General features: G+C 62.6%; 11 protein-coding genes. 9 read left to right on the plus strand and 2 right to left on the minus strand.

The features are described 5' to 3' along the window. Positions 1-2: 2 nt before the first annotated feature. The 3 genes from Q1B16_RS13040 (at position 3) to Q1B16_RS13050 (ending at position 2,846) form a co-directional block, all read left to right on the plus strand. On the plus strand, positions 3-1,418 hold the full coding sequence (locus Q1B16_RS13040; RefSeq protein WP_299789248.1) for a sigma-54 dependent transcriptional regulator: 1,416 nt from the start codon (positions 3-5) through the stop codon (positions 1,416-1,418). Then, complete coding sequence (locus tag Q1B16_RS13045; protein ID WP_299789251.1) at positions 1,415-2,035, plus strand: hypothetical protein; 621 nt, start codon at positions 1,415-1,417, stop codon at positions 2,033-2,035. Before Q1B16_RS13040 ends, Q1B16_RS13045 begins: the two co-directional genes overlap by 4 nt. Positions 2,036-2,192: 157 nt before the next feature. Then, positions 2,193-2,846 (plus strand): DUF1629 domain-containing protein, encoded by a 654-nt coding sequence (locus Q1B16_RS13050; protein WP_299789254.1) that lies wholly within the window; start codon positions 2,193-2,195, stop codon positions 2,844-2,846. Between the two features lie 246 nt (positions 2,847-3,092). Here the strand turns inward: Q1B16_RS13050 and Q1B16_RS13055 are convergent, their stop codons facing one another. Continuing rightward, entirely contained in the window at positions 3,093-3,554 is a 462-nt protein-coding gene (locus Q1B16_RS13055) for a DUF1203 domain-containing protein (protein WP_299789257.1), read from the minus strand. A 296-nt stretch (positions 3,555-3,850) separates the two neighbouring features. On the opposite strand from Q1B16_RS13055, the gene trkA reads away from it, so the two are divergent. The 4 genes from trkA (at position 3,851) to hflX (ending at position 8,381) form a co-directional block, all read left to right on the plus strand. Beyond that, positions 3,851-5,227 carry a Trk system potassium transporter TrkA gene (trkA, locus tag Q1B16_RS13060; RefSeq protein WP_299789260.1) on the plus strand — a complete coding sequence of 459 codons (1,377 nt, stop codon included), beginning with the start codon at positions 3,851-3,853 and terminating at the stop codon, positions 5,225-5,227. 3 nt (positions 5,228-5,230) lie between these two features. Beyond that, positions 5,231-6,748, plus strand: a complete 1,518-nt coding sequence (locus tag Q1B16_RS13065; protein WP_299789263.1) for a potassium transporter TrkG — start codon at positions 5,231-5,233, stop codon at positions 6,746-6,748. A gap of 122 nt (positions 6,749-6,870) precedes the next feature. After that, positions 6,871-7,110 carry an RNA chaperone Hfq gene (gene hfq / locus Q1B16_RS13070; protein WP_299789267.1) on the plus strand — a complete coding sequence of 80 codons (240 nt, stop codon included), beginning with the start codon at positions 6,871-6,873 and terminating at the stop codon, positions 7,108-7,110. A gap of 17 nt (positions 7,111-7,127) precedes the next feature. Further along, the gene (gene hflX / locus Q1B16_RS13075; RefSeq protein WP_299789270.1) at positions 7,128-8,381 is read left to right on the plus strand and encodes a GTPase HflX; all 1,254 of its coding nucleotides are present in this window, start codon (positions 7,128-7,130) and stop codon (positions 8,379-8,381) included. Positions 8,382-8,501: 120 nt separating this feature from the next. On the opposite strand, the gene Q1B16_RS13080 is transcribed toward hflX, so the two are convergent. Continuing rightward, the gene (locus Q1B16_RS13080) at positions 8,502-10,967 is read right to left on the minus strand and encodes a penicillin acylase family protein (RefSeq protein WP_299789898.1); all 2,466 of its coding nucleotides are present in this window, start codon (positions 10,965-10,967) and stop codon (positions 8,502-8,504) included. 147 nt (positions 10,968-11,114) lie between these two features. Here Q1B16_RS13080 and Q1B16_RS13085 point away from each other — a divergent pair, with 147 nt between their 5' ends. Beyond that, positions 11,115-11,987 carry an NAD(P)-dependent oxidoreductase gene (locus tag Q1B16_RS13085; protein WP_299789273.1) on the plus strand — a complete coding sequence of 291 codons (873 nt, stop codon included), beginning with the start codon at positions 11,115-11,117 and terminating at the stop codon, positions 11,985-11,987. Between the two features lie 194 nt (positions 11,988-12,181). Then, entirely contained in the window at positions 12,182-12,421 is a 240-nt protein-coding gene (locus tag Q1B16_RS13090) for an EF-hand domain-containing protein (RefSeq protein ID WP_299789276.1), read from the plus strand. Positions 12,422-12,451 lie beyond the last annotated feature (30 nt).

The following is a 12,451-nucleotide window of genomic DNA, read 5'->3' on the forward strand; positions in this document are numbered from 1 at the left end:
CAATGAGCGATATTCTGATTGTAGACGACGAGCGCGACATCCGCGAACTGATCGGTGACATTCTCGAGGACGAGGGCTACACGACCCGACTGGCCGGGAACTCCTCGGAGGCGATGGCCGAGATCAACGCCGAGGAGCCGTCCCTTCTCATTCTCGATATCTGGCTGAAAGACAGCAAGATGGACGGGATCGACATTCTCAAGACCGTCAAACGCGACAACCCGGACGTGCCGGTGGTCATCATCTCCGGGCACGGGAATATCGAAATCGCGGTCGCTGCGATCAAGCAGGGGGCGTATGATTTCATCGAAAAGCCGTTCAATATCGACCAGTTGCTCGTCGTCATCCGCCGCGCGATGGAGACCAGCCGGTTGCGTCGCGAGAACAACAAGCTGCGCCGCCGCGAGACGGATGTGGCGCAGATGGTCGGCGAATGTGCAGCCTATCGCGGGCTGGTGTCGAATCTCGACAAGGTGACCAAATCCAACGGCCGTGTGCTGTTGTCGGGCCCTGCCGGCAGCGGCAAGGAAGTGGCGGCGCGCTACATCCACGCCCATTCCAACCGCGCCAGCGCGCCCTTCGTGACGGTGAACTGTGCCGGTGTCGCACCCGAGACGATGGAAGAGGTGCTGTTCGGCCGCGAAACGCCGGAACGCGGCGTTGAGCCGGGATTGCTCGAACAGGCGCATGGCGGCGTGATCTATTTCGACGAGGTGGCGGACATGCCGCTTGGCACCCAGTCCAAGATCCTGCGCGTTCTGGTGGACCAGCAGTTCCAGCGCGTTGGCGGCGCGGACAAGGTGCGGGTGGATCTGCGGGTGATCTCAAGCACCAACCGCGATTTGCAAAACGAAATCGCCGCGGGAACGTTTCGCGAAGAACTCTACCACCGGCTCAATGTCGTGCCGATCTCGGTGCCGAGCCTCGAGGACCGGCGCGAGGATATCCCGATGCTGGCCGCGCATTTCATCGACCTCTTCAACCAGACGCAGGGCCTGCCCAAGCGCGCGCTCAGCCCCGACGCCGTGGCGCTGTTGCAGACGATGGTCTGGCCCGGCAACGTACGCCAGTTGAAGAACCTGATCGAACGGGTACTGATCCTGGGCGACGGTACGGGCGACATCGCCGCCAAGGAGCTGCCGCAAGACACCAGCCCCGCCGAGGACGAAGAGGGCCGCGTGGTGCTGTCGGGCACGCTCGCCACCATGCCGCTACGCGAGGCGCGCGAGGCGTTCGAGCGCGAATATCTGCTGACCCAGATCAACCGTTTCGGGGGCAATATCAGCCGCACGGCAAGCTTTGTCGGGATGGAACGCAGCGCGCTGCACCGCAAGCTCAAGTCGCTGGGGGTTGTGACAAGCTCCAAGGCGGGCAGCCGGGTGGCCTATCTCGAGGACGAGGAGGCGCAGGTGGGATGACGCTTACACGTCGTGGTCTCGGAATAGGGGCCGCGATCGGTCTGACCTTGCTTGCCGCCTGCGCCCCGTCCGACCCAGCGCAGGTCCCGCAGGGCCTGCACCTGATAGACGCCGGGCCTGACACGGGCGTAGAGGCCGAGATCGATCAGAAGGTCGCCGACGTGACCGCGATGCTGATGGCGCTGGTGCCGTCGGTCGATCCGGTCGAGGCTGCACGCGCGGCGCGGGTGGCCGTGACCGCGCCTCTGACCTGGGCGCGCGACTGGCGGGTGGTCGATCCTCCGCTCATCCATAATTTCAAAGTGGTCAACGGATTGCGCGAGAAAGGCGTCTGCCAGGATTTCGCGGACGCCATGCATAGGGTGTTGCAGGCCGAGGGGCTTCGGACGTTGCAGATCCACAGAGCCATCGCAAACGCGCGCAACCTGCGGCTCGAACATGCAACGGTGATCCTGACCGCGCGCGGTCAGCCGATGGAGCAGGGCGTCGTGCTCGACCCGTGGCGGTTGGGACAGGGGCAACTTTGGTTCGGACGGGTGTCCGAGGACGCCCGGTTCGACTGGGAAACACCCGAGTCAGCCCGCGCCTACAGAAGGCAGGCCCGCCAGCAAGAGTGAAACGCTGGAAAGCGAGAGGGAGGATCGGGATAGGTCCGTTCTGGACCTATTGTTTCGCGCGCGAAACATTGGGTCCGATGCGGACCTATTAAGGGTTTGTTAAGCCTTGTGAAATTGCGTTATGCACAGAAAGCATCACGGCAGTCAGGACCATCCTTTGGCATATCGAGTTTCATACGGAGTTTATTCGGTCGACACACACGTTCCTGAGCCGAACATTCGACCGTTGGATGGCGATATACGGTTGATCAAGCTGGAGGACCAGACGCAGGACTCCGGGTGGCTGCATTTCGGAAACGCGTCTTCCAATGTCGGAAAATGGGCGAGCACCGAAAACATGCCGACGCGTGCCCGCCGCGAAGGTGCAAGCGTCATGCTATATCCGAAACTGGATTTCCACCATCTGAGCAGCATAGCCCTTGTATCAGAGCGAGCGCGGGGCGTGTTCGAGGAGCTTGAACCGGGCGTGCATCAGTTCCTGCCCATCGAGGTGACGATCGGCAAGGATGATGTGCCCTATGGGAGCTACCATCTGATGTTCCTGGGCAACCGACTGGACACGTTGGAGAAAGGGCTGAGTGGACCGTACAATGCGCGTGGCATTTGCAAAGGGTTGTCAGACCCTGACGGGCAGGTTGCGCTGAATAGCGACGAGATCGGGGTGCATCATGCGTGGAGTGAGATGTTCCTATCGTTGGGAACTTTCTCTTTCTTCGTATCCGACACACTTGCCAAAAGACTTCAGGATGAGGGTTTCACGGGCTTGTCCGAGTTCCGGCATACCGCTGAAACCAAGGAATTGTCGGACTGAAGTACGAATGATGCAGCCTTTGTGGTGCTCGATTTTGGGCGGATAGGTCCGGTTGGACCTATTGTTTCGCGCGCGAAACATTGGGTCCGATGCGGGCGTATTAAGGGTTTGTTAAGGTTCGGGTTTTAGGTGGTTTGGGTTGGATGGAAGTGTCTGCTTAATCTCCTTCCAAAATCTGCATTGCGGGACGAAGATGGTCTTCGCTGGGGTGCGCAAACGGTCGCAAATCGTCTGTTTTTTATCTCTTCATCGTTCGCTTGTGAGCCGCGCCTGCCAGCAATTGTTCCTGGCGGATCGCAAATCGACGAATGCCACGTCGTCCTGGGTAAGCAGCGCGTCCGCGTAGCTCGCCACCTGCTCGACCGGCGTGATGCGTCCCGTGCCGTAGATGATGCGTTCGTCCGAGGAATATCCCTTCAGGAGATAGTCCGGCGAGGTGAGGATTGCAGGCAAGTCCGTTGTGGTAGTCGGCGCGCAAAACTTACCGCACAGGAAAACTGGTCCCGTTTCCGCGTAAGGTTGCAATGTGGAAAAAGGACGGTATGCGATGACCAGCATTTCCTCGCCTTCAGGAACAAGGCGTAGACAACAGCGGCAAGGCGCATCTCCATCACTGATCTTTCTCTCGGGGGCGTTACCATACGCGTCTGGCGATCCGGAGCGGTATGCGTCTGCAATTTCGATCGGAATTCCTTCAAAAACTGGCATGGTTCGGTCCCTTCAATGTCTGACAAGACATATCTGCGCCAGCCTCGAAGAAGCGACCCGAAAGTTGCGCATTAGGAGAGGTTCGGACGGCATGCAGCATCGGGTAAGATGAACTCCTAGCTGTCATTCGCCCCGTTCGGCTCGCATGGTTAAAAAGCGGTGTCTGAATCTCCGAGCAGGAAACAGCGGGCGCAACACTCACCCAACGGGAGCATCCTGCGCAATTGACCCCACCCCGGACCTCTGCCACACAAGAGCCTGCGCCATAGCCAAGGGGCCCGTCCGCGGGCGAAGTCATGAAAGTCATCATCTGCGGAGCAGGTCAGGTCGGTTGGCAGATCGCGCGGCACCTTTCGGGGGAGCGCAATGACGTCACCGTGGTGGACAACAATGCCGATCTGATCCGGCGGGCGACGGATGCGCTCGATGTGCAGGGGATCGCGGGGTTCGCGTCCTATCCGGATGTGCTCGATCAGGCGGGGGCGCGGGACGCCGACATGATCATTGCGGCGACCCATTCGGACGAGGTCAACATGGTGACCTGCCAGGTGGCGCATTCGGTGTTCGAGGTGCCCCGCAAGATCGCGCGGCTGCGGTCGAAATCTTATCTGACGGCGATCTACTCGGATCTCTACCGCCGCGATCACATGCCCATCGACGTGGTCATCAGCCCCGAGACCGAGGTAGCGGATGCAGCGTTGCAACGGCTCAACGCGCCTGCGGCATTCGATACGGAAAAGTTTCTCGATGGTGAAGCGGCGCTGATGGGGCTGACGATCGACGAGGATTGCCCGATCATCAACACGCCGCTCAAGCAGTTGACCGATCTCTTCTCGACGCTGCGGTCGATCGTGGTGGGCATCCGGCGTGACGGGACATTGTTCGCGCCCGAATCCGGGGACCAGATCTTCGCGGGCGATTCCTGTTACGTGATGTCCCACAACGAGGACGTTCGGCGGACGCTCGAGATTTTCGGCAAGACCCACCGCAAACAGGAGCGGGTCGTGATCATCGGCGGCGGCAATGTCGGGTTGATGGTGGCCAAGGAGCTCGAGGCGCGGACCGACCGGGTTCGGGTCAAGGTGATCGAGCGCAACCGCAAGATCGCCGAACGCGCCGCCGAGGCGTTGGAGCGGACCATCGTTCTCAATGGCGACGGGTTGGACGTGGCGCTGCTGGCCGAGGCCAATATCGAACGGGCCGACGCCGTCCTTTGCGTCACCGACGATGACAAGACCAACATGCTGGCCGCGGTGCGTGCCAAGTCCGAAGGCGCCCGCATGGCGATCGCCTTGATCAACGATCCCACGTTGGAACCGCTGATGGAGCTGCTCGGGATCGACGCCTATATCAACCCGCGCTCTGTCACGGTCAGTTCGATCCTGCGCCACTTCCGGCACGGCCGGGTGCGGGCGGTTTATTCCATCGGCGATGCCGAGGCCGAGGTGATCGAGGCGGAAGTTCTGTCCACGTCGCCCATGGCGGGCCAGAAGCTGCGCGATATCGACTTCCCGGAAGGGGTGATCGTCGGCGCGGTGCGTAAGGCGGGCAAGGTCAAGCGTCCGACCGGGGCGATGGTGATCGAAGAGGGCGACCAGGTCGTGCTCTTCACGCTGGCCAAAGATGTGCCGGAGGTCGAACGCCTGCTTCAGGTGTCGATCGACTTCTTCTGATCCATGGCGCTGCTCTATCGCCTGCCGCTGTTGCTGCTGCTGACGGGACTTGCGTCGGTGTCGATGATCGTCCCCGCCAGCGTCGCGCTCTGGGGCGAGGCATTCCAGGACGCGCGGTCGTTCTTCTATTCCGGGCTGATCGGGGTGATCTTCTGCCTACTGGTCGGCTTCGCGCTGGCCAATCGGCCGCATAACCGCAACGCGATCCGGCAACTTCTGGCGCTCTTGGGCAGTTTCGTGGTTTTGCCCGCGTTTCTCGCCGTGCCGTTTTACGAGTCGGTTCAGACCACGTCCTTCCTCAACGCCTATCTGGAAATGGTATCAAGCCTGTCGACCACCGGCTTGCCGCTTTTCGCGCCGGAGCGTCTGTCGATGGCCGAACATTTATGGCGCGCGCAGGTGGGCTGGATGGGCGGATTGCTCATGTGGGTGGCGGCCGCGGCGATCCTGGCGCCGTTGAACCTCGGCGGGTTCGAGGTGACGTCTTTGGGCGAGCCGGGGCAGGATGTTGTGGCCGGGGCCGCACGTCGGGACACCGCCAACCCGGCCAGCCGTCTGGCGCGCAGTGCCGCCGTGCTGGTGCCCGCCTACGCGCTGCTGACGCTGGCGCTTTGGGTGCTGCTTCTGGTGTCCGGAGACACGCCGTTCGTCGCGCTGACCCATGCAATGAGCGTGATGTCGACCTCGGGCATCTCTCCCGTGGGCGGCACCGCTGGGGCCGAGAGCGGCCTTGCCGGAGAGGCGATCATGGCGGTGTTCCTGCTGTTTGCACTGTCGCGTGTGACCTTTTCGCAGGACACCAGCAGCAGCGCGCAGAGGGCGGGGCTGTTTTACGATCCCGAATTCCGGCTCGGGCTGGCGATCGTTCTGTCGGTGCCGACGCTGCTCTTTCTGAGACATTTCGTGGCGGCGCTGGACATCGGTGACCAGAACAACATCATCGCCGCGCTGCGTGCGTTCTGGGGCGCGGCCTTCACGGTTTTGTCGTTTCTCACAACCCACGGCTTTTCCAGCGTCGATTGGGTCGACGCGCAGGCTTGGTCCGGGCTCGAAACGCCGGGGCTGATCCTCATGGGGCTGGCCCTCATCGGCGGGGGCGTGGCGACGACGGCGGGCGGAGTGAAGCTGATGCGCGTCTTTGCGCTCATCATGAATGGCATGCGCGAGGTGGACCGGCTTGTGCACCCCTCCTCGATCGGGCGGTCGGGCCTGGTGTCGAGGCGCACACGGCGCGAGGGCGCTTTCATCGCCTGGGTGTTCTTCATGATCTTCGCGATCACTCTTGCCGCCACCACCGTCGTCTTCGCGGCGTTCGGCATCCGGTTTGAACAGGCGCTGGTGCTTGCCGTGGCCAGCCTGACCAATTGCGGACCGCTGGTCGACGTGGTTCAGGCGGGACGTTTGACCCTCATCGAACTGGGGCCGGGACCTAAGGCGATCGCCGCTCTGGCAATGATCATGGGGCGGCTCGAAATGCTTGCGTTGGTGGTCATTTTGATACCGGATCTCTGGCGCGATTGACCCATACGCGCACACTTGCCGAAATTCCTTGTTTTTCCTCTGGAATTTACGTGAACCCCACGACATAGTGGCGACAAATCACGGCTGTCTGCACGGCATAAGCAAGAACAAAGGCAATTATTATGGCATCTGACAAGCAGAACCTTCAGGACGCATTTCTCAATCACGTCCGAAAAACGAAGGTGCCGGTGACTGTTTTTCTCATCAATGGCGTCAAATTGCAGGGCGTTATCACTTGGTTCGACAATTTCTGCGTGCTTTTGCGCCGCGATGGTCAGTCTCAGCTTGTGTACAAACACGCGATCTCGACCATCATGCCGGCACAGCCGATCAACCTTTATGACGGCGAAGGCGACAGTTGAGGGAACATAAGGCGCATGTGACCCCAGCCTGGGTCCTGCATCCTGACATCACCAGCGACCGGTCGCGCCGGGCAGCCGAACCTGCCTTGGCCGAAGCCGTCGCCTTGGCTGCCGCATTGCCGGGGCTGGAGGTCGTGGGCAGCACCGTTGTGCGCTTGCCCAAGCCGCAACCGGGGGCATTGTTCGGGTCCGGCAAGATCAAGGAACTCGAGGCGCTGTTCAAGGAGCGCGAGGTCGAGCTTGTTCTGGTGGACGGACCCGTGACGCCGGTACAGCAGCGCAATCTGGAAAAAGCGTGGGGCGTCAAGCTTCTGGACCGGACCGGCCTGATCCTCGAAATCTTCAGTGACCGCGCAGCGACCCGCGAAGGCGTGCTCCAAGTCGAGATGGCCGCGCTCAGCTATCAGCGCACCCGGCTGGTGCGCGCCTGGACCCACCTGGAACGCCAGCGCGGCGGGCTTGGCTTTGTCGGTGGTCCCGGTGAAACCCAGATCGAAGCTGACCGCCGCGCCATCGACGACCACCTTGTCAACCTGCGCCGCCAGCTCGACAAGGTGGTCAAGACCCGCAGCCTGCACCGCGCCGCACGCGCCAAGGTGCCGTACCCCATCGTCGCCTTGGTCGGCTACACCAACGCTGGGAAATCGACGCTATTCAACCGGCTGACCGGGGCCGAGGTGATGGCCAAGGACATGCTCTTTGCCACGCTCGACCCGACCATGCGGGCGGTCAAACTGCCGGATGGGCCGGACGTGATCCTGTCCGACACCGTGGGTTTCATCAGCGACCTGCCCACCGAATTGGTCGCGGCCTTCCGTGCCACGCTGGAAGAGGTGCTGGCCGCCGACCTGATCCTGCACGTGCGCGACATCAGCCACAGCGCCACCGAGGAACAGGCGCAGGACGTGCGGGACATCCTGAACTCACTCGGCGTGACCGAAACCACCCCACTGCTCGAGGTCTGGAACAAGATCGACGCGATGGAAGAGGTGGCCCGCGAGGCGGCACAGGCACGCGCGGACCGGGACGACGCGGTTTTCGCCACCTCCGCTCTGACGGGCGAGGGGCTGGATGCGCTTCTGGGCGCCGTCAACCGCATCCTCGAAGGGGATCGCCGCGAGGAAACTCTGCACCTATCTTTTGATGAGGGCCGCAAGCGCGCCTGGCTGTTCGAAAAGGCCCTGGTCGAACATGAAACGCAGGACGAGACCGGCTACACGCTCACGGTGCGCTGGTCCGCCAAGGACGCCCGCCAGTTCGAAACCCTCTGAAACGGTTTCTTTGGGCTGAAAATACCTCGGGGGAGGCGCCCGCAGGGCGGCGGGGGCAGCGCCCCCGAACCGCGCGCGCAGCGCGCGCCCGTCGGATGGCCAAAGGCCATTCGAAACCGGCTATTCCCGCACCAACCGCGTGACACCCACCGATGCGGCCCGCGCGAGATCCGCGTCCAGCGACATCGGGATATATTCGCCGCGCCGCCACAGGATGCCCAGATTGTCGTAATGCCGGGACAGGAAATGCCCCGATTGCCCGGTGGACAGGATGAAGACCGAACTGTCGGGATCGGCGAAATCATAGACGCCCCGATAGGCCGCGCCGTGCTCGTTCAGGAACGGGTTTGGCCCTTCACCCGATCCGCGCCCGCGCATCAGCGTGTGATCGCCACCCGAGGTGCTTTGCCGGATGTTCACGAAATAGCGCAGGATCGGCACGGTACCCAGCACGGGATGGTCATGCGTCGCCTGATGCGCGTCGCCCCAGCGCAGGGATTCGAGCGCGGTGCCGTAGGTTTCCGAAATCCAGACCAGCGCATCGTCAAGCGCGAGGCGGGCAATGTCGGTGCAGGTTTCTTCGGCGGCGGACCGGATCACGTTGCACCACGCGCTTGCCCCGTCCACGTCGCGGTAGACGCGTTCGATGAAGAGCGGCTCCACGCGGGTGAACTCTGATGCCAAGGGTCCCAGATCATCGCGGATCAACCGCTCCTGGAGGGCGCGCAGCCAGGCCGAATAGATCAGCGGTTCGGGCATGTGTTCGTTCATCTCGCCGTTCCAGTTGGCCAAAAGCTCCAGCGCGCGCTGGCGCAGACGTTCGGGGGTGCCTTCGGGTGCCGCTTCGCCGGTGAACCACAGATCCGCGCCGATCAGCGGCAGAAGCGACCGCGCGGTGATCGACACGGTGTCGAGCTGGGCTTCGATGAAGCTGTCGCGCGTGTGGACTTCACGCCCCTGCATCAGACCCTGCCAGCGCATCACACGCTGGCTGTCGCCCCAGTCGAAACTGACATGCAGCGGGAAGGGGCGGTCGACGATCTTGTTGTTGGTGTTGCCGACGATGCCGCCGGTGGGATCGACAAAAACCGGGTTGGCGTCATCCGGGAAGATGCCCTGCCACCGGTTCTCGGCCCGCCAGCCCAGCGACGGCATCCGCCCCTGGCTTTGGTGCGCGGCGTCCCGGCGGGGCATGGCGCCCACGAGCTTCATCGCGATGGTGTCGGCGTCGATCACGGTGAGGTTCTGTGACGGTGCGACATAGGCTTCCGAGACCTCCAGCGCCTCTTCGACGGATTGCGCATACATCAGCCCGATGGCGGCGGACATCGACGTGTCGCGTCCGCTCAGCGCGGTCCAGCTGAGCGCTGCAACATGAACCGGCGGCGTGATCGTGCCGAGATCGAACTGGGTGGCGGGGAGGACCGGGCCGTTATCCGTCCAGCGCAGGGTCAGGGTGACGGGATCGGCGTCCTTGATCTCGATGATCGAACGCCGGGTGGTGAAGGTCTTGTAGCCGTCGGGCGTGCGATATTCCTCGCGGTTTTCTGGGTTGAGCTCTTCGATGAAGATGTCCTGATCGTCGAGATATGACGATGTCAGCCCCCAGCCAATGGCTTCGGACCGTCCCGCCATGATCGCGGGAATTCCGGGGATCGTGGCACCGATCACGCCGCCCGACGACAATTCCAGCCGCGCCAGATACCATGTGGCGGGCGCGGTGAAGGTCAGGTGCGGATCGTTCGCCATCAGGGTCGATCCGGTGGCGGACCGGCTGGCATCGGCGGCCCAGGCGTTCGACGCCCCGGCCAGCCCGCGCGGCGCGACGGGCCAGAAGAGCGGATCGGGGCCGCTTTGCGCGAACTGCGTCGTGGCGGGCACGTTCGGGACGAGCTGCGCGTATTCCGGCAACGCCGCCACGCCGGGTCCGGGAATGTCGGGCAAGAGGTCGGCCAGGCGGTTTTCGTCGGGCAGCAGAAGTGAGGTACGGGCGCGCAGCACTTCTTCTTTCAGGTGGCTCGACAGTTGCAGCGCCATGAGCTTGATCAGCGCGAGGGAATCCGCCGGTTGCCACGGGGCCAGCGGGGCGCTGAAGACGAAAAACTCGGGCGCGCCGCGGCCCAGGCTGTCGCGGTTGATCTCGGCGATGCGGGCGTTCACCCCGGCGGCATAGGCATCGAGCGCGTCGCGGGTCCGGTCATCCTGCGACTCGACCGATTGGACCGCCAAGGTGTAGAGATCGAGCCGTCGCAGCAGCTTGTCGGTTTCGACGGTGCGGGTGCCGAAGAGTTCCGACAGGCGGCCCTGCGCCGTGCGACGCAACAGGGTCATCTGCCACAATCGGTCCTGCGCATGGGCGTAGCCCAGGGCGTAGAACGCGTCGCGGTCGGAGGCGGGGAAGATATGCGGCACGCCCGAATTGTCGCGCACGATCTCGACATCGGCCGTCAGCCCCGACACCGGGATGGTCTTGTCGTAATCGGGCAGTGACCGCGAGGCGAGGTAATAGACCGTCAGCACCCCGATCGTCGCCAGAACGAGAAAGGCCGTCGTCAGCCAGACCAGTGTTCTGAAGATCAGCGCCACGTCTCTATCACCTTTCACACCGGGCTGCGGACCCAATTGCGGATGTCTGGCAAGCCCCTACCGAACACGCAGCCCCTTGCCAAGGGGGCGGTGCGGCGTCAGGTAAAGGCAGCAGAAAATTACCACGGACGAGAGGGAGAGAAGAGCATGGCGAAAGTGGCATTCCTGGGCTTGGGGGTCATGGGATACCCGATGGCGGGCCATCTGATGAAAGCCGGACATGACGTGACCGTCTACAACCGGACCACGGCCAAGGCCGAATCCTGGGTCGATGAATTCGGCGGCGCCCACGAGGTGAAACCGCGCAAAGCCGCCGCGGGCTGTGATTTCGTCATGTCCTGCGTCGGCAATGATGACGACCTGCGCAGCGTATGTCTGGGCGAGGATGGCGCGTTTGCGGGTATGGCGGAAGGGTCGATCTTCGTGGATCACACCACGGTGTCGGCCAAGGTCACGCGTGAGCTTTACGAAGCTGCGGCGGAGCGCGGCATCGCCTTTGTCGATGCGCCGATTTCCGGTGGTCAGGCGGGCGCCGAGAACGGCGTCTTGTCCGTCATGTGTGGCGGCGATCAGGCAGCCTATGACAAGGCCGAGCCGATCATCGACGCCTATGCTCGGATCTGCCGCCGCATCGGCGAAAGCGGTGCGGGTCAGATGACCAAGATGTGCAACCAGATCGCCATTGCCGGGCTGGTGCAGGGGCTGAGCGAGGCGCTGCATTTCGCCGAGAAAGCCAGTCTCGATGGCCGCGCGGTGGTCGAGGTGATCAGCCAGGGCGCTGCCGGGTCTTGGCAGATGCAGAACCGCTACGAGACGATGATCGACGATCACTTCGATCACGGCTTTGCGGTGGATTGGATGCGCAAGGATCTGGGCATCTGTCTCGATACGGCGGATGAGGTGAACGCATCGCTGCCGGTGACAGCTCTGGTCGATCAGTTCTACAAGGACGTGCAGAAGCTGGGCGGCGGGCGCTGGGACACATCGAGCCTGATCAAGCGTCTGCGCGCGATGGGATAGGTCAGGATTGAGGGGCCAGCCCCTCAAACTCCCCGAGATATTTGGGGCCCAAAGAAGCCATGCGCGGCAAGTCGCCGGTCGATGTTCACGCAATTATTTCAGTATCTTGTGGCGGCAAAATGGCTTGCTATATCGGCTTGCGACGGCATTGAGCCGTTGTCTGCGGCAACGTCCGCTTTGGAGTGAAAACCCGAATGAAAACTCTGATTGTAACCCTTGGAACCGCCGTCGCGCTGACTGCCGGTTTGGCGTACGCGCAGGTTGCGGTGGAAGATACCGATGGCAATGGCAGCTATTCGATGGAAGAGCTGATGGTCGCCTATCCGGACCTGACCGAAGATGTCTTCGGTGAGGTCGATACCGACGCCGACGGCGAAGTCAGCATGGACGAGCTGACAGCCGCTCAGGAGGCTGAAATTCTCGTCAGCAACTGATCCGGCACATCGGTCCTTCATGTGGGGGCT

It is taken from the genome of uncultured Marivita sp. (assembly GCF_947488135.1).
Lineage (GTDB): Bacteria > Pseudomonadota > Alphaproteobacteria > Rhodobacterales > Rhodobacteraceae > Marivita.